Origin of the sequence: Dyadobacter sp. BHUBP1 (assembly GCF_050587785.1) — a bacterium.
GTDB lineage: Bacteria > Bacteroidota > Bacteroidia > Cytophagales > Spirosomataceae > Dyadobacter.
Genome location: NZ_JBOBIH010000002.1, coordinates 550,669 through 569,172, shown reverse-complemented (window position 1 = coordinate 569,172; position 18,504 = coordinate 550,669). Strand labels below are relative to the sequence as shown.

Below are 18,504 nucleotides of genomic sequence, written 5' to 3'. Positions count from 1 at the left end.
AATCTAAGAATAAGTGATCTTTGACAAAATCAGCTAACCCACATGGGACGCGAAATTGCACATCAGTAAAGTATTGAGTCTACACTGCAAGTATAACATGTCTTGCTATTCAAAGTTACATTGTAACAAAAACGACATACCAGCTAATATGTCTGGACGCCAGCTAATTGCTTCATAATTTAATTTAGATACCGTTAAATAAATTACCTTGGTAAGACCATTATCTTAAAAGTGGCTGCTACTTTGTCATTATAACGACAAAAAAATCTCTATATGGCAAAAGAAATTACCCTCGATCTCGTAACTTCAAACCTCGGACCTCACGAAGCTCTATCAGCCAAAATCCAAACGAGTTCCATAGAAATAGGTATTTATGCTAATAATGGCTCTGGAAAGACGTTTATAAGTAGGGCATTCAGGCTGCTTGCAAATGAAAATCCTAAACCCGAGGATTCAAGCCGACTATTAACAGTCGGTAAAAATGAAGGCTTTTTTAAAATCGAAATTAAGAACACGAAAGAACCTGGAATAAATCGCGATGCCGAGTTTTCGCTTAAAAGAAATCATGTTCCAGTTATAAAAAATAATTCAAACTACATATTTAGAACATTTAACGAAGACTATGTAAAAGAAAATTTAGACATATCGAAATACAAACCAAACGGCCAAATTGAAGGATATATTTTAGGTAAAGAAAAAATAGATTTATCGAATGAAAAGCTTAATCTCTCAGAAAAAATTTCCGCCCTTGAAAAAGCAGATCAGAAACTAAATAGTAAAATAGCTCAATCACTAAATGAGCTAGATAAGTTAGATATTCGAAAAAATACTACCGAGTACAACTCATTTAGATACGCAAACTTAATCAACCCTCTCTTTCAACTTACAGAGAAAGAATCATTCGAAGTTTTGGTAGAAAAATACAACAAGCTAAAATCACTTCCGGCTAATATAACAGACTTGTACAATACCAACAAAATAAGAGAAACCAAAACTATATCTTATATAGAAGAATTTTTATCACAAGAATTCAAACGAAGTCAAATTGCAGAAGATTTCAAAAATAAGGTTAAATCCAAACAAGATTTCATTGAGATTGGCGTGGGTCTTGCTAAGAAAGACAAAACGATATGCCCTTTTTGCGAGCAAACACTCAATGATCATTCATTGCAATTAATAGACCATTATACAGAATATTTAGCAGAAGCGGAAGCTCAACATATTAAAAGGGCATCGGATCTATTTTCACAACTCAAAAGTGATCGAAAGGATTACGGAGAAGTGTATAAGGCGTTTCTAAAACTGCAAAATGATTTTTTGCAACTTCAACAATACCTGCCATCACTACACGATACTATTTTAGCAAACATTATTGATATAAAAGATATTGATCAACACTTTATCATCATTCAAAAGGCGCTTGAAGCCAAAAAGATTGACATTTCAAAGCCTAGAATGTCACCAGAGGTAGTAAATGCATTAGTTGCGATAAATAATTGGATCAAAAAATCCAATGATGCAATAGATCAAAACCAAACGATAGTTAAAATATTTAATGAAAGAAAAAATAATTTAAGTGCAGAAAAATTAGATCTAAACCGACGGCTGTGTAAATCAAAATTTAATTCATTTAGAAATATTGAGACTGAATCTATTACTCAGATAGCAAGTCTAAAATCTGAGATCAATTCAATTCAACAAGATATTAAAACAAAGGAAGACAGTGAAAAGATTTCAAAAAAAGACAAAGTCACAAAGACACTTGAATTATTATTAACTCGTTTTTTTGGAACTAAGTACTCTTTCGACTCCGGAACATTCTGTATTAAATTTGGCGAACATATTCTTGAAAACAATGCAAGTGATGTACTAAGTACTGGCGAAAAGAGCATAGTAGCTTTTTGCTATTTCATCGCAGAATCACATAAATATATAGAAAAAGAAGCCGATTACAATAAATTATTCTTTGTAATTGACGATCCAATATCCAGTCAAGATTTTCATTTCGTATATGCGACAGCACAGCTTATTAGAAATTTAAATAGTCTCTTCGCAATCCCACGACTTAGAATTATACTACTAACTCATAATCTTGAATTTATGTCAATTTTGATCCGCAACAAGATCATCGGCAATAAATACGTTATAACGAGAGGAATCCTTCTGAAATTGGGTAACGAATTGATAATGCCCTACGAAGAACATCTGCGAGATATATACTCTATTTCTCAGGGCATTGGGCGACCATCTCACACCACTGCAAACTCTATTAGACATGTTCTTGAAACTATCAACAGATTTGTTTCGCCTGAACTGGAATTAGAGAAATTTTGTGAGAGAATAGATGGATTTGCCAACAATAATTACTTGTATTCATTGATGCACGATGGTTCTCATGGTATCCTCAGGGCTCAAAAACCAGTTACAGAGATAATGGTTAAAGAAGCATGTGACGTCGTTACGAATTATATATTAAGGGATTTCGGCGGGCAGTTAAAAATCATTACGGTTTAACGATCTATCTAGTTGTGCGCATAAGATGGTTTTAGCGCACAACTTCTAACATTTGAGGTAAAACCTTCCTTAAGCTAGATATTTGGGCTTATTCACTTCCACCCCAACTCTACCCCTCTTTAATCAAGAATCTCTGGAAACCCCTCAACGCCTCAGCACTCTCCCTAACAACCCGAGGAAGGATCTTCGAGAAGCAGCAAACTTCACCAACAATTCCACAACCTCCCAAATACTCCACTCCACAGGATGCAACCGGTAACACCCATGCTTAAATAGTGCCAATGCTCCGAATCTCTATTAACTTACTATGGTCAAATCTCACGGTGCGCTGCACCTCACATTCTCGATTGTCTAACCCATTTCTACAAATCTTGCGGCGCTCTGCGCCTTTTACGAGATAGGTGCAGAGCACCGTAATATTTGTAGAAAATGCGTTCACAACGGTTTTCCGAAGGTGCAGCGCACCGCAAGATTTCACACAAACGCATTTTCAAAAATTAATCAATTAATATATCATCCCTTCCACTCCGTCTCTCCTCTCACAAAGCCCTGAAACCCCGCCATCAACCTAACATCCTCCGTAACAACCCACTGAACAGAAGCAAATCCTACCAGCCGCCCCCCAGCCGCCCCAATCCACTCCATCGGATGCAACTGGTAACACCCATTGATAACATGCGCAATGCCTACACTCCTAACCGCTAATAAATTTATTACGGTCAAATCTTACGGTGCGCTGCACCTCACATTGTCGATTGTCTAATCCGTTTCTACAAATCTTGCGGTGCTCCGCACCTTTTCCGAGATAGGTGCAGCGCACCGTAATATTTGTAGAAAATGCGTTCACAAGGATATCCGAAAGGTGCAACGCACCGTAAGAATCCATGCGAACGCATTTTCCAAAAATCAATCAATTAATCCCTCACCCTTTCCACTCCAACTCAATCCCCTCCGTTCTCATAAACCCCTGAAACCCCTCCAACAACCCCTTATCGCCCCTCACAGCCCGCGGAAGCACATTCTTCGAAGAAGCAAACTTCACCAACAACCCCACAGCCTCCCCAATGCTCCACTCCACCGGATGCAGCCTGTAACACCCATTCGTAATATGCGTGGTCCCAATATTCTTATTGGCAGGCAAAATATTCTCCATCCGCACCGGCAGCAACGCCCCCAAAGGAATCTGAAACGGCAGTGACCCAAAATCAATGTAATTATCCCCGCCGGTGCTGGGATGCAAGTCAATATGGTAGTAGCCAATCCCAACGCTATCCTCAAAAGTAGCCGCTTTCACACCCGCAGATTGCCCGGTGACAGCAGCGCGCTGCTCGGCGCCGACGTGCTCTTCCTTAATGGTAAATAGCGCCTTAATGCGCCGCGATTCGCGGACGTAGGGGTATTTGGCGAGGCCGTCTTCGGTGCCCATGACGTCTTTGCGGAGGCGGATGCCGGGCCAGCCTTTGGCGCCGTCGGGGCGTGGGGCCTCGGTTTGGAGCCAGTACAGGAGCGAGAGGCTGAGCTGCTTGCCGCGTTCGAAATGCTTGTCGAAGTCCTTTTCGCTGGCGCCGATGAGGTTGCCGAGGGTGTAGTCGTTTTGCGGCCAGTTTACAATGGTGATGTCGCCGGCGTAGGTGCCGGGGGCGAAGTTGGCCTTGTTAATAATGCGGCGGTAGAGCCAGAGATTCAGGTTATTGCCGGTAGGGATGCCTTCCGGGTGGAAGCCGAGCTGTTTCGGTTCGAGGGTTTTGGGGTTGGAATACGAAAGGTCCAGCAGCCTGCCCGACCAGGGTTTGGCCATTTTGGGCACGTAGTTCTTCCAGAAATCGTATTCGCGCGGTTTTTCGATCACGTGGTTTTCGCCCGGGCGGTAGTCGATCGCGAAGCAGACGGTGAATGCCTGCACATTGTTCGGGTCGGCTTTTTCGGGGGCGTGGAATTCGCCGGTTTCGGCTTTGGATTCGGCCCCGGTGACGAACTCGGTGCCGGTCATGGGCAGCAGGTCGCCGAGCTCGGTAGCGTCCGCGAAATAGGGCGCAGTGAGGGTTACCTGGGCTTTATTGCGGCGGTTCTGAGCGGTGAGGGCTTGTACTTTGTTGCCTTTCACGTCGGCGGCCACGATTTTGTGTTCCAAAAGCAATGTGAGCTTGCCGGTGCTGAGGTACGGGTTCAGCATGTCGGTGAGCACGGCTACGGCTACACGCGGTTCGTGGCAGAGCTTGGATACGGAGCCGTCGCCGGGATTGAGGTTTTTGCGGCTCCGGGCCTCGGCGGTGAGCGGGTAGTTTTTCTGGTAATACTCACGCACGGCGGTGCGGAAATCGCGGTAAGCCTTCGTGGCGCCGTGCGTTTCGATCCACGGGTGCTCGTCGGGTGGTACGCCCTGCTGCGAGAGCTGGCCGCCGATCCAGTCGGTTTCTTCGGTGAGGATTACCGACAGGCCATTGCGCAATGCGGCCAATGCGGCGGCGCATCCGCCCAGGCCGCCACCCGCAATCACGAGGTCGGCGGTTAATGTGGCTTTTGCAGGGGTTTCTTTGCCGGAAGCTGCATTTCCGGTTTCGCGATTTTCGGAAGTTCCGGCCAGCAAGCTGCTGCCCAATGTGACACTTCCCAGAAAATTACGGCGTTTCATAAGGTTTAAGGTATTTAGGTAAGTAATAAAAAGAACGCTCACTGTGAGGTTTCATCCTCACAATGAGCGCATATCAATCTAAAAATCAGTCACTACACCACTTTCCCCATCACATACATTTCCTCCATGGTCGGGGTCGGGTTGCCGCCTTCTTTTTCCAGGGTAATCGCAAATGCCGCGGAACCGGGTTTGGTGTTTTTCATTTTCAAGACTTTGCCGGTAAATGCATTGTCCAGCATACCGATGTCTACCGATTTGCCGTCCACGATGCTCCAAAGCTGGTATTGCTTGCCCTGGGGCGCGGCCGGGAGGCTCTGGACATCGATCATCACTTCATTCGTTTGCGTGTTCCAGAATGCGGAAACAGCGCTTTCGGGTGATTTATCCAGTCCTGCCAAATGCACGTGTTTATAGGTCGGGTTGCGGAACAATGCGGCCACGGCCTCGTTGTATTCGGTCTGCGCTTTCATCGCCGCCATATCGGCCTGCATACTTTCCACTTTCGCTACCGCCTCGTTGCTGGCGTTTTTCATATCGGTCATCTGCATGGCCGACCATCCCGCAAAAAGCGCGAGCAATACCGCGGCCGCTACGGACAGCTTCGCCCAGGCGGGCGTCACTACCTGCGTTTCCACGCGGTCGAATGCGTTGTCGATCACGCGTGCTTCCGTACGTACGGGCGTCGCGGCGTCAGTCTGGCTTACAGTCTGCTGTTCTGTCGCTTCCTCCGCTTCTGGTTCTTCGGCGGGGGCATCGAAATTCATTTGCGCAAAAATCGACTCTTTCAAAGACGGCGGCGGTGTTGCCTGGTGCTTCAGTGCATATTCTTCCAATGCACTTTCGGTACGCAACAACTCTTCCTTGATCTCAGGGTAAATATGCGACATACACTCCACCTCCTGCTTCTCCTGGGGAGTAACAGTGCCCAATACATATTCCTCCAATATACCGGACTCTATATAGGCTTGGATATTCATACTGCAAAGTAATGTTTTAACTCTTGTAATGCGGTCCGGATCCGCGATTTCACGGTGCCCAACGGTATGCTCAGTTCTTCGGAGATTTCCTCATGCGTGTAGCCCTGGAAATAGGCCATATCGATGAGTATTTTCCGCTCGGGCCGGAGCATGTCGATGATCGCCTTCATGTCCGAACTGATTGTCTGTGAATCTTCATACGTATCCTTCTCATTCAGGACCACCGTGTTTTCAATATCATCCATTGCCGGCTTCCGCCCCTCCGCCCTGACTGCGTCTATCGCCCCGTTGCGTGCGATATTCATAATCCATGTAAACAATCGTCCTTTCCCGGGGTCATAGGAAGCGATATTCTTCCAAATCTTCAGAAAGCTTTCCTGCAATACATCTGCGGCTTTCTCCTCGTCCTTCAACGTTTTTGAAATGATATTAAACAAAGCTCCTGAGTAATGGTCGTACAGGAATTCGAAGGCACTTCGCTCGTTCCGTTTCAGAGCTGACACCAATTCCTCTTCCGAGTATTTTACCTTGCTGGTCGCCAAGAGTCGCTTAACATTTAATTGTAAATTAGTTACTGGCAATCTAGTAAATTTTCCTACACGCCTGGATGGGCCATACCAAATTATTGCCCCATCGCCGCACAGGAAGGAAATCACCAGATTGGGAGGAATGGAATGCATTCCGGATTGTCTGTCAAAGTTCGCCATCGTAGTGTGCTTTCAGGCATATACGAACAGCACACCGGATTGGATCGACAGCACGAATACTTAGCTGCAAAATGCGTGCCTCACTTGCGGAGGCTTTCTACACGCCAGAGTGTGAGGAAAATAAAGAAGGTAATCAGGCTGAAAAGGTAAATCACATTACGGGAATCGATGAGCCCTTTCCCCAATGCCTGGTATTGAACGTCCAGGGCTATACCGGAAAGCAAATTGGCCGCGAAACCATCCCCAAACATGCCGGAAACGGCTCCGAAACCGACATGCCAGATGAATGCGAGGAACACGCCGAGGATGAACGCCACGATCTGATTGTCGTTCAATGAAGAGGCCCAGATACCCATCGCTACCAGCACGCCGCTGAGTAGCAGCAGGCCGAGATACGACCCGGCCACAGCCGCGGAATCGACGTCGCCGACGGGATTCCCCAGTTGATATACACTATAATAATAAATGAGCGTCGGCAGCAAGGTGAGCACCACCAGCACCCAGTTGGCGAAGAATTTGCCAAGTACGAGATCGATATTACGGATAGGCTTGGTGAGGAGCAATTCGAGCGTGCCATTGCGCGATTCCTCGGCCAGCGAACGCATGGTAATGGCCGGAATGAGGAATATCAGCACATAAGGTGCCAGACCAAAAAACGAGCCGAGGTCTGCATAACCATAATCCAGGATATTGGAATCCGGAAAAACCCATACGATCAGGCCGATGGCCGTCAGGAAGACCGCCATCACAATGTAAGCGATCAATGAGTTGAAAAAACTGGCTACCTCTTTTCGGAAGATTGCTAACATTATTCAAAAACCGGCTTATCGCGGCGCAAAATGGCAGAAATGATCAGCGAAACAATAAAACCCATTAGCAGATAACCAAACACACCCATCACGAAGACAACGCCCGGGGACATGAATTTCTGCGACAGCTCCATAGCCTGATCGATCTGCGCATCGTCCATCCCACGTTTTTCCATATCCTCGCGGACCTGGTCCATGCCCTGCGCCAGCAAGTTGTTGTCGATAAACTGGATGTAAAACATCGTAAATGCGGAGCTCAGCAGCCCCATCACCGCCGATGTAAGCGCGCCCAGACCGAGGCCTTCGCCATAGCTCATGAAACCTTTATTCTTCTCGCGAAAATCCTTCATTGCCAATACGATTGCAACGATCATCACCAGGAACGAAAGCGATGACAATACCTTGTTCTGTGAAAGCCCCGACACATAAAGTATCGTAGAGTAAATCATGATCACCACGGCAGACAGAGCGCCGTACTTCAATGCAACGCGGGCAGTAGAGGTTTTTTCTTCCATGAAGGTTTAAGATTTGTTGTTTTGCATGATGCTGTAATCCTGTTTTCTCAAAATCAGCGAAATTACAAGGATCGGGATGATCGCCATGACTGTTTTCTTTCCTACTTCATCCGTGATGATTTCCGAAGTAGCCATTTCTCCCACGCCATTATACATCTTCACAAACTCGGCCTCCCCGATATTCTTGACGAGCTCGGCTTTGCCTTGCAACATCAGGTCTTTCATCTGGGCAATGTATGCGGTAAAAACAGAAGGGTCGATGTAAGTTACAAAAAAATAGATCAGCCAGCCCGCAACCAATGCACCAACGGTGTTAACGACGTAACCGATGGTTAATGCTTCCCACAAATGCAAAAATCCGTTGCCGACTTTCTTGCGGTAATACCAGCAAGCGCCCGCGATAAGAATAATATGAATACCAATATCGAGCACCTTGTTGTTGCCCAACGGCACAATGCCCATCGCATATAAGCCCAGGAAGAACGCAAAGACCAGTATGCCCAGCGCCAGCCCGAACAGCAGCGAGTACTTTAAAATAGGTTTATTAAAATATGCTATAACCGAATTCATTGAAACCACTCCTGTTTACCATTATTGATCACCCCTCTTACCTTCCCTCTCAGCGTCTGGCCCAGGAACGGTGTATTCTTGGATTTGGAATAACTTCTACCGAATAGCCATTCTGCATTCGGATCGAAGAATGTGAGATTCGCCGTAGCGCCTTCCGCAACGCTTACCTCAGGCAGGCGCAGAATGCGGCGTGGCTGCGCAGTCAGTTTCTCCACGATATCATCCACTACCAGGCCGCTATGCATGACGGATAATGCAAATGCAGTTTCCAGTGCGGTAATACCAAAATCGGCATGGTCGAATTCAAGGTTTTTGCTTTCCTCGTCGTGCGGGTTATGGTCCGACACGATGGCGTCGATGGTACCGTCAGCCAAACCCTGCCGCAGCGCCGCATTATCCTCCGACGAGCGGAATGGCGGGTTTACTTTCAGGTTGGTATCGAAGCCGATCAGGTCTTTGTCTTCAAATGCCAGCTGGTGCGCGGCAATATCTGCCGAAACGGGCAGACCTTTTGCCTTCGCTTCACGGACCAGTTCCACACCGCGTACGGTCGACAGCAGTGAAACGTGCAGTACTGGTGCGGTGGTATCATAGGTATTCTTCTCTAATGCGTATTCAAGCAGTTTCAGGTCACGGATGAGCATCATTTCTTCCGCCAATGCCGGCATTCCTTTCATGCCTACGAGCGTGCTCGTGACGCCCTCGTGCATTTGTCCGTAAAGCGTGAGCTCGCGGTCCTCGGGACGGTTGATGAGCAATGCATTCAACGGACGCAGGTACAGGATGGTTTTCAAAAGCAAATCCGCATTCTGTACCGGGCTTTCGCCGTCTGTAAATGCAATGGCGCCCGCCTGGTGCAAATCCATCATTTCGGTGAAATCGACGCCGTCGGTCTTTTTCGTTACCGCCGCCGCGGGATGTAACGTTACGAGCCCGCCGAAGCCGCTGTGACGGATATAATTGAGGGTATCCTTGGTATCAACCACCGGCAGGGTGTTTGGTAGTAATACGATTTCCGTAAACCCGCCGTGTGCCGCAGCTTTCCGCACCGAATGCAAATCCTCTTTATGCTCAAAACCCGGGTCGCGCCCCTGCACGCGCATATCCACCCAGCCAGCGGATACGCAAAGCCCGGTGCCGTCGACTATGTGCGCATTGCCTGCGTCGAGGTGATCACCAATTTGTTTAATCTTCCCTCCCTCGATCAGGATATCTTTCACCTGACCATTGAAGGGTGATTTTTTATCAATTACCCGAACCGAGCTAACTAACAATTTCATATTTATTTCAAACTAAACACCGGAATGCAACATCGAGCCGGTTTCAAAAAAAAAGCTCCGGATGGAGCTTCAACCTAATATCAGGCGCCTATTAATTCCTTATACTGCTCTGCGGAAAGCAGCCCGTCTTCTTCACCGGGGTTGGCCAGACTGATTTTTACCATCCATCCGCTGCCGTAAGGATCAGTGTTCACAAGTTCGGGTTCGCCGTCGAGGTCGGGGTTTACTTCAAGCACTGTACCTGCAACCGGGATAAAAAGGTCGGATACTGTTTTCACAGCTTCTACCGAACCGAAAACATCCCCCTTGCCCAATGCTTCACCAACTGTGTTAATGTCCACATACACAATATCACCCAATTCATTCTGAGCATGGTCGGTGATTCCGATAATTGCCGTATCTCCTTCAATACGAATCCATTCGTGATCTTCTGTGTATTTGAGTTCTGATGGAAAATTCATGATAAAATCAGGTAAGTAGTGAACATCTTTGGAGCGCAAATTACACGATGTAAGCTGTATTTTCCAAATCAAAATGTTATTCAGCCAAATTGAACTTCAGCTGCACGCCACCGGCTGTACTTGCGCGGTAGAATGAGTTGGAAACCAGCGGGTCGTTGAACGTGCGGTCGAAATAGAATTGTACGCTCAAACGGTTGTTGACCATGTAATTCACCGTTGGACGCAGCTGGAAGTTGATGTTTCCGGCGATCGGGATATTCTCGCCGTCGAACTTCCGCTGGATCGAGCGGGTATCCCGGAACGTCATCGCGAGCTGCATCGTCATATCGTTTTTCAGCTTCTTCTTCACACCATTGATCTTGAACGGCAGCGGCACATTGTTTTTGGTAAAACCAATGTTAACCGTAATGTCCTGGTTGAAGAGTTCAGCTACCTGCGAGTTCGAGAGGTTCAAGGCAATGGTACGGTCGCGGTTGTATTCTACGCGCGCGGTCACGCGGCTCTGCGTACGCATCTCCACGCCCACGAGCGGCTGGAATTTCTCCGAAAGCGTAATGGTGCTCATCGCAAACACCGGAACATATTGGCCGAGATCATTCAACCGCGACGATAACGGATAACCCGTTACGGCGAGGTTTACATAAAGCGCCTCATAGTCGAGTGACGAGGTGAAGTTACCGACGCTGTAATTGGACATATACTTATGCCGCAATGTGAACGAGCTGAATAACCGCTTGAACGCCGGGATCGACGAAAGGCCGGTATAGCTCAAGTCCCAGTTCGGCATCGGGAATTTCAGGAATGGGTTGGTGCGTACCGTTTTCGGATCCTTGCCGGTATATGCCGCAAAGAATGCCGAAATCAACACGTCCTGCGAAGTTTCGTTGTATTCGCCACCACTCTTGTTCTCCGCATTCAGCCGGTCTCTCAGAATCGCGCGATATGCACGGAATTTATCGAATACCGGTGAAGAGTTGTCTCTCCGCATTTTGGCAAATGCAGTCCGGAACGACATGAACGACATACTGAACTGGCCATTCCGCAACGGGCTTTGCGACGCGAAATTCCCGGATGAATCGGGCCGGTAGAATTCCTGGTAAGCATCCTGCCGCGTCAACCGCGCTTCGATGATCAGCCTGAAATCCTTGAAGGGCTCCAATGTGGTATTGGCCGAGAAGTTCTTGGCGATGGTTTGCTGGAACGGCATATTCTGCTGCTTGCTTTTCGTAATCCAGCCTTTTTCCGCTGCTTTCATCTGGAAGTTCCTGTCCTGCTGGCCCAGCACAAAGCCGAGCCCCGGTGCATTGGCATTATCGAGCCCGAAGTACTTAGGCGCTCTCAGATAGCCCGGCAATGCCGTCGTTTCCAATACGGAGTAGCTGACGTTGATACCACGAACGGTCATCAAGGCCCTCGTAAGGCTCTTCACAATGTCGGTCGTGCGCATATCGATGTCCTCAATATCACCCGGGCTGCGTGCAAAGTTCTTTCTTGCAACAGAAGGAGTGTTCGCGAATTTCAAGTAGCGGAGTTTGTTGTAAAGCAATACAAAATCCACCTTTCCGGTAACTCCCCGCTCGCGGCTGTTACGGATAATATCCCCGAACGGCAGCCCCGTCGTATCTTTCAGGTTCAATGCGTTGGCCTGGTAGTTGTAGCCTATGGAATGCTTGTAGTCTGCCGACATCCAGTCCAACACCGGAATTTTGTCGAGCGGCAAGCGGTATGTCAGGTCAATTTTCTGGTCGAAATTTTTGATACGGCCCAGCTTTTTGAAATTACTCCAAAGCGAATCCTTCTTGGCGCCGGTGTTGATATCTCCCTCCGGTTCGTCGATGATCGAATTAGCGGTGGCGGCGTAGGTCAACGTCATGTTTCGCGTCAGATTCCAGCCGAAATCATAATAGCGGTTGAACCAGAAATACTTTTCATATAGCGGCTGGATACCGTCGGTCGTGAGGTCGGCATTGCGCAACTGGGTTTTCAGGAAACGGCGGTCCACATCGGTACGCAGTGAAACCATGTTCGGCAGCAACGTCACATTGAATTCCTTGATGAACTCCGCCCAACGCCCTGTTGCTTTCCATTTCTTGAATGGTTCTATGGCCTTCGGCTGGCTGGCATACATATACGAAATACCGGCCCGGTACGCACGCTGATTGTACTCTTGCGTCAGGATATTCCTCCGCTTGTCGTCACTGAATGCATAGCTGAACGCGAAGTTCTCAAAGTCGAAGAAATGGTTTTTCGCACCCGGCTTGGTCTTGATCTTTCGGACGTTCGAGAAGTTAAACCCTCGCTTGACGCCATTTTCCTCTACCATGCGCCTGTATCCGTCCCGTTCCTCGTCCGTTCGGAGGTTATCCAGCGAGGTGCTCAATGGCGTATCGGGATCAAGCGGGTCGAAATGCGGTTTTACATTTCGGCGGTCATAGCTTACAAACAGCGGTATTTGGAAGCCCCAGTTGGCAGGCAACAGTTTATCCAATGCAATATTGGAAGAGAATCCATATTCCGAAGTAAAGTTCCTTGTGCGCTCACCAATACGCTGCTGCACGGTACCGAAACCGAACGTTTCAATCCGGCCGGAGGCTGTCAATGTCGCGAAATCGGCCAGCTTCGCATTCAACTGCGCGATGGCCGCCATACCGCCGGTATCGTCGAAACCTTCGACGTGCATTTCATCCACCCAGATACAAAACGTCTTCGCGCGCTCATCCACCGATTTCGGGTTGCGGACACCGATCATCATCACTTTCACAGCACTCAAATCCGGGTTACCGACTACGGTCAGTTTGTACCTTCTGTCGGAGCTCAGGACGGTGAAAGGCACACTGAGGTTTTTGTCGATTTGCCGGTTGCGTTGCGCTTTGGCATCAATCAGATCCGCCAACGCGATATTGATTTCGTTACTTTCCGGCCAGATCTCTTCCCGCGATTTAGGCCCCGGACCAGTCGATTTCAAAGCTGACAAATCAATCTCATAGTAGTTTTGAGTAAGGTCGGTACCGATACGCATGAACGTACCCACCATATTATCCTCGTTCTGCTCGTTCTGCATGTGTACGTACATGCGGAGGCGCTTGCGGAAAAGCAAATCGAGGTTCACATTTTTGAAAACCGCACGGGAATCTCCGTCACGAAGATCGGTCACACAAAGGCTCATGGATTGCTCGTTAAGCAACAACGGCGGACGCTGGGTATTGTCCTGATCGCGTATCCAGCCCGGAGGAATATCGTATTTATATTTGTCGTTGTTAGCCTGGCTGTTCTCTTCAATACTCACAGTACCAACAGTAAATTTCGCGTCGTAAGGTTCCGGCACTTCTTGTAGGCCGGGCGCGTCGAGGTTATAGGTATATTTCCGGTATTGCTGGCCTACCATTTGCAGTTGGGCGAAACGCAATACAACCGGCTGCTGGAAATCAGTGAGGTACATCCGCATGAAACGTATCGACTTGAAGCCATTCATACTCCCTACCATTCCTGTAAACTCCTTGATGGGAACGCGGAAAAGGTACCAGCTCTGGCCGTCATCGGCATTCACTGTTTTGTCAACAATATAACCATTCCCCACGGCAAGCTGCCCCGGTTTCAGGTCTATCTCATATTCGTAATAGGATTCATTGTCGTTGATGGTGTTATCGACGTTCATATCCTCGCCGTCGGGAATATTCGTCGACGCCGGCGTCACATCCACAGACCTCCCCTGGCTTTCGGGAGAGTTGTTCTCCATCCCGATGTAGTTTTTGTAGCGTTCCAGCACTTTCTTATCCTCCGCATCAAGATCGGCGCCCAGGAAGAACTGGAAATCGTCGCCCGAGGGGTCGGCCAGGATTTTCGCACGTGCTTCGGCGGTGAGGTTAGCGGGCAGACGATCGATGAAGGTTTTGAAGAAAGCACGTTCTTCCTCGTTGGTCAAACCATCCAGACCGACATCCTGCTTCTGGCGCGCACCATCCTCATTACTGAATGCATTGATCAGGTATTGCGATTTGGTAGCATAGCCCCAGGCCGTTGAGTCAACATTGACTCCTACCTGCTTTGGTACAAGCGGCAGCCCATTTTCAAAGTTATAGCGCTCATCCGGGATTACATCTTCTGAAATATCCCCCAGGTTAAATACCAGCTTTCCACCGGTAGTATTGGATTGTTCAGAAAAACCATCCCTGATATGGCTTTTTTCAGTGCCATCATTGATGAAAGGATCGAGCATCCAGAATTCGATGCTTTCGATATTGGCGTTATCAAAATCGTTATCCGACGTAATCGCACGGCTCAATGCCCCGAAGTTATTCCTCGGGTTTTTCATACGGCCGTCGGGATTGAGATCGGTATTGTAGTTATACATTCCGCGCTCGCTTGGATAATAGGCAATATCCAGTACCTGCTGCGGATACGTCACCAGCCCCGCAATAGGGCGGTTCGGGAAAATCTGGTTAGGCAGGTAAAGTCGTTCGTAATAGTTTTTGCGATCCTTGTCATCGAAGTTGGTAGGCGGCTGGTATCCTCCTCCGAGTCCCTGCGCCCCGCCGAAGATGTTATCGACGGTATAAGCCGAAATCTTGGCGCGTTTATAGCCGTAATTCAGGTCTTTACCCGTAAATCCATCCCTGAACTTGGTCGGTACCGCCGCCACGCGCCATTTCTGAGGCTGACGTGACAGATCATACACTGTACGCGCGGCCTCGAAGTCGTCGACCAGTGAACGGTTATTCACGTCTTTGGAAACGCCGGGAAGCAATTTGGCAAACTCCCCCTTGAACTGGATCGACGACATTTCTTTGGTTTGGATCAGCGGCAATGCGTCCAGCCATTTAGTCAGGAATGGTGCATCCTTCCGGAAGTTTACGTCAAACCCGAGCATGGTGTTATTCACAGGCTCGTTACCGATGGAAACCCTTGAGAGGAAACCGGCAGTACGCTCCTTGTACTTCATGGCCGTCAAACCGACACTCAGGTTGCGGTTGACCACATAGTCAAGACGTGTTCCTACCAGAGTCCTGATCTGGTTCTGGAACATATCCGGGCGCTCGTACTCGATCACGATCTCGCGCCCCGAAGCCAGCACGCTGGAATTCAAAATCCGCACGCGGCCGATCTGCGCTTCCACGATGTAATCCGAACCCGGAGAAAGCGGGACGCCGCCCGAGGTCACGGTTACAGAAGTTTCCAGCACGCCGAATGGCAGCTGCACCTCAGCTCCCCCACTCGACTGATAAGCACCTTTGATGAAAAACTTGTTACGCTCCGAAACCTGCTGCGCATCGATCATCGTCGTGCGGTACAGTTCGTTGAACACATATTTGTTACGATAGACATCCTCACCGGGACCAAATTTTTTGGACAGGTTGCTACCAAATGGTTCCAGTACCGGGAAAATAATGCGCCCCGTCTTGCTGTCCATCGTGATACCATCCACAAAGTCGAAGTTACCATCGGGTTGCAGGTCATTGACCGGATTCAGGCGATCGAGGCCGGAGAGGCGGATCAGGGGGATATTGGCTATGCTACTTTCCTGCAAGTTCGGGTTATCGATACCGGTCTGGTCGTCTTTGTAAATCACTCTTAACTGGAACCCCTGCTTGTCGATCTGGCTTGTACCGAGCGAATAGATGTTTTTCATCATCAGATCCCACATCGGCAACTTGGTGTTGTTCCGTATAGTCGACGATTTCAACAATTTCAGCGCGATTACTTCATTATCCTTTCTCGCCTGATAATCCTCGGTAAGTTCCCCCACCTTGAAAGCACGGCCATTCAGGGTATATTCATAAGAAACCGCAAGGACTTCGTCGTTGCGGAGTGCGTTGGTCAGGGAGATATAGCCGAGCTGCGGATGGAATGTATAGTCGCGATCGAGGATCAGCCGTTTCGCTCCCCGCAGCAATTCATAGTCAATGGTTTTTTCAAGACCGAGGCCCGCAATGGCGGTATTGGTATTGTCGACCTGGCGAAAAGCCGTGTTATCCGATAGTTTCTTGTAAAGGCCGTTGGCGTCGTTGCTCGCGGGCGAAGTGGAACGCACCGGTTGTAAGTTAGGGTTACCAGCACGGTAAGGAGCAGGCTCACCCAAATCGGCAAAACCTACAATGTTCCTTAGCGACTCGGTAGTGGTTGTCCGGTTGGTCACATATACTTCGAGACGCGTCACGGTCACACCGGAAGTGATTGTCGGCGTGTTTTGCAACGAACTTTCGTAAATGTTCCGGAAATACTGGGAAAGAAAGAAATTACGGTTCTCGTCGTAAGTATCGGCCCGCAATTCAAAATCACGGCTTTGGGCTCCGCCCCGCAGTGTGATCCGTTCTTTGCTGGATTTCTGTTGTGAAGCTACAAAAGTGGCGTTCAAACGTCCGAACTGAAACTCAGTTTTCAAACCAAACAAATTCTGAACACCGGGGATCAGCTGGCTATTGATGGCCCAGTTGATATTACCCGCCTCGATTTTCCGGATAAAGCTTTCTTCCGGGTTTTTATAGTTCAACTTGATCGCATTCTCGAAGTTGAAGTTGGCTTTGGTGTCAAAGTTCGTCTGAAACCCGAGCTGATCACCAAGTTTGGCGTCAAAGTTGATATTGATCTGCTCATTGAAAATGAACTGCGTATTTTTCCGCTGACGGATCGGAATAGCAGGGTTATCCAGGAACTGGTGCATCAGCCCGAGATCCAACGATACGAAGCCAGTGGGTTTGAAATTCACGAAGTCATCCCCGAGCAGTTTGGTTAATCCCGGCGGCAGGTCCAGCTTGGGCAGCAAGCCCCGCGCACCCATGGCGCTGTTGCCGTCCTGCCTGCTCGCGTACTCGCGTAGGAGGCTTTTAAATGCACGGTCTTCCTGGATCTTGTTGTAAGTTTCAAGATCCATGCGCTCAGGATATCGGTAATTCAGTGTACCACCCGGCATAGCAACGCCCGGCGTAGGCATGCCGGATGCCGCAGTGCCCGGTGTAGCGACACCCGGTGTGGCGACACCCGGTGCGGCAACACCCGGTGCGGCGGCACCCGGAGTCTGGATTTTCTCGGTCACTGCAACTTTCCCTGCACTGTCGAGCGTAATGTTGGTGGAGATGTTATTAGGTTCCCGCAGGTAGAACGGCGAACGCGGCCGCGGTTCTGTGATGCGATTGGAATAGTAATCCTTCCATCGCATGATGAGCTGAGAGCCCGATCTGTCGATGTTTTTTTTGGTGGTATCTTCTTTAAGCGTGTCTGCAAGTATGGCCCATTCCTGCGCTTGCTCCGAATATGGCTCATCCTTGCCGCCCGAAACGTTTACCAGTAACGCCGCTCCAGCCGAAATGCTTAATACCTTAAAAAGAAATGAGTAAATCGTTGATGACAAGGTAATATACTTATTTAGAGAAGGTTGTATTTACAAACAAATCCATCAACACGATTTTACGGTTGTAAAATTTTTCACCAAATATCATTGCAGTTCCGGTTAACGTAACGCTAGTTTGATCAGATTTTCAACGCTAATGGATTGCCCCTCACGCTTGATGATGGCATCCAGACTTTTCTCCGCCGTCGGTTTGGGAATACCCAAAGTGACGAGCGCAGCCAACGCTTCACTCCGGAGAGTGTTTGACGACGTTTCAGCAGATTTGGTACCTGTTGAAACGAGTTCTTCCTTTCGAATTTTGTCTCTTAGTTCGAGGATTACGCGTTGAGCAGTCTTGGACCCTATGCCTTTGATCGACTGGATCAGGCGCAGGTCTTCATCCATGATTCCCTGGCGGATTTCCGAGGAAGATAAAGAGGAAAGCATTACGAGCGCTGTTGATGGCCCGATTCCTGAAATGCTTGTCAGATCCAGGAAAAGTTTCTTCTCATCATTCCCCCAAAAACCGTAAAGGACGTGGGCATCTTCCCGTATATTGAGAAACGTTACCAGCTTGCACCGGGCACCAATGTCTGGGAGCGAAGTGTAGGTCTGTAATGATATTCTGACCTCATAACCTACTCCGTTGACATCGATGATAGCGTACGCTGGGTCTTTATAAGTTACAATCCCGTTAACGTAGGCAATCATAAAA

Annotated in this window: 11 protein-coding genes; 1 reads left to right on the top strand and 10 read right to left on the bottom strand. The window is 48.5% G+C overall.

Annotated elements, in window-relative coordinates; translation table 11 throughout:
- The first annotated feature begins 273 nt into the window (after positions 1–273).
- Entirely contained in the window at positions 274–2,514 is a 2,241-nt protein-coding gene (locus ACQ4MZ_RS09170; protein WP_430844453.1) for an AAA family ATPase, read from the top strand.
- Positions 2,515–3,436: 922 nt separating this feature from the next.
- Here ACQ4MZ_RS09170 and ACQ4MZ_RS09165 read toward each other — a convergent pair.
- The 10 genes from ACQ4MZ_RS09165 to ruvA all read right to left on the bottom strand — a co-directional run bounded on the left by ACQ4MZ_RS09165 (position 3,437) and on the right by ruvA (position 18,500).
- Positions 3,437–5,146, bottom strand: coding sequence for an FAD-dependent oxidoreductase (locus ACQ4MZ_RS09165; protein ID WP_430844451.1), 1,710 nt, complete (start codon positions 5,144–5,146; stop codon positions 3,437–3,439).
- Positions 5,147–5,238: 92 nt separating this feature from the next.
- Positions 5,239–6,123, bottom strand: coding sequence for an anti-sigma factor (locus tag ACQ4MZ_RS09160; RefSeq protein WP_430844449.1), 885 nt, complete (start codon positions 6,121–6,123; stop codon positions 5,239–5,241).
- Entirely contained in the window at positions 6,120–6,665 is a 546-nt protein-coding gene (locus ACQ4MZ_RS09155) for an RNA polymerase sigma factor (RefSeq protein WP_430844448.1), read from the bottom strand. The genes ACQ4MZ_RS09160 and ACQ4MZ_RS09155 overlap by 4 nt, the downstream gene beginning before the upstream one ends.
- Positions 6,666–6,910: 245 nt before the next feature.
- Complete coding sequence (gene gldF, locus ACQ4MZ_RS09150; RefSeq protein ID WP_430844447.1) at positions 6,911–7,639, bottom strand: gliding motility-associated ABC transporter permease subunit GldF; 729 nt, start codon at positions 7,637–7,639, stop codon at positions 6,911–6,913.
- Complete coding sequence (locus ACQ4MZ_RS09145) at positions 7,639–8,154, bottom strand: DUF4199 domain-containing protein (protein ID WP_430844446.1); 516 nt, start codon at positions 8,152–8,154, stop codon at positions 7,639–7,641. Before ACQ4MZ_RS09145 ends, gldF begins: the two co-directional genes overlap by 1 nt.
- Before the next feature lie 6 nt (positions 8,155–8,160).
- Positions 8,161–8,724 carry a DUF4199 domain-containing protein gene (locus ACQ4MZ_RS09140; RefSeq protein ID WP_430844445.1) on the bottom strand — a complete coding sequence of 188 codons (564 nt, stop codon included), beginning with the start codon at positions 8,722–8,724 and terminating at the stop codon, positions 8,161–8,163.
- Positions 8,721–10,004: a dihydroorotase gene (locus ACQ4MZ_RS09135; protein ID WP_430844444.1), complete on the bottom strand. Its 1,284-nt coding sequence runs from the start codon at positions 10,002–10,004 to the stop codon at positions 8,721–8,723. The genes ACQ4MZ_RS09140 and ACQ4MZ_RS09135 overlap by 4 nt, the downstream gene beginning before the upstream one ends.
- Positions 10,005–10,084: 80 nt before the next feature.
- On the bottom strand, positions 10,085–10,465 hold the full coding sequence (gene gcvH, locus ACQ4MZ_RS09130; protein WP_430844443.1) for a glycine cleavage system protein GcvH: 381 nt from the start codon (positions 10,463–10,465) through the stop codon (positions 10,085–10,087).
- 76 nt (positions 10,466–10,541) lie between these two features.
- Positions 10,542–17,810 (bottom strand): cell surface protein SprA, encoded by a 7,269-nt coding sequence (gene sprA, locus ACQ4MZ_RS09125; RefSeq protein WP_430844442.1) that lies wholly within the window; start codon positions 17,808–17,810, stop codon positions 10,542–10,544.
- 99 nt (positions 17,811–17,909) lie between these two features.
- Positions 17,910–18,500 (bottom strand): Holliday junction branch migration protein RuvA, encoded by a 591-nt coding sequence (gene ruvA / locus ACQ4MZ_RS09120; protein WP_430844441.1) that lies wholly within the window; start codon positions 18,498–18,500, stop codon positions 17,910–17,912.
- Positions 18,501–18,504: the final 4 nt, after the last annotated feature.

Excerpts from the sequence above, each read along its gene's own strand:
- ACQ4MZ_RS09165 (WP_430844451.1), bottom strand. The coding sequence starts at position 5,146 with ATGAAACGCCGTAATTTTCTGGGAAGTGTCACATTGGGCAGCAGCTTG.
- ACQ4MZ_RS09160 (WP_430844449.1), bottom strand. The coding sequence starts at position 6,123 with ATGAATATCCAAGCCTATATAGAGTCCGGTATATTGGAGGAATATGTA.
- ACQ4MZ_RS09170 (WP_430844453.1), top strand. The coding sequence starts at position 274 with ATGGCAAAAGAAATTACCCTCGATCTCGTAACTTCAAACCTCGGACCT.
- gldF (WP_430844447.1), bottom strand. The coding sequence starts at position 7,639 with ATGTTAGCAATCTTCCGAAAAGAGGTAGCCAGTTTTTTCAACTCATTG.
- gcvH (WP_430844443.1), bottom strand. The coding sequence starts at position 10,465 with ATGAATTTTCCATCAGAACTCAAATACACAGAAGATCACGAATGGATT.
- ACQ4MZ_RS09140 (WP_430844445.1), bottom strand. The coding sequence starts at position 8,724 with ATGAATTCGGTTATAGCATATTTTAATAAACCTATTTTAAAGTACTCG.
- ruvA (WP_430844441.1), bottom strand. The coding sequence starts at position 18,500 with ATGATTGCCTACGTTAACGGGATTGTAACTTATAAAGACCCAGCGTAC.
- ACQ4MZ_RS09145 (WP_430844446.1), bottom strand. The coding sequence starts at position 8,154 with ATGGAAGAAAAAACCTCTACTGCCCGCGTTGCATTGAAGTACGGCGCT.
- ACQ4MZ_RS09135 (WP_430844444.1), bottom strand. The coding sequence starts at position 10,004 with ATGAAATTGTTAGTTAGCTCGGTTCGGGTAATTGATAAAAAATCACCC.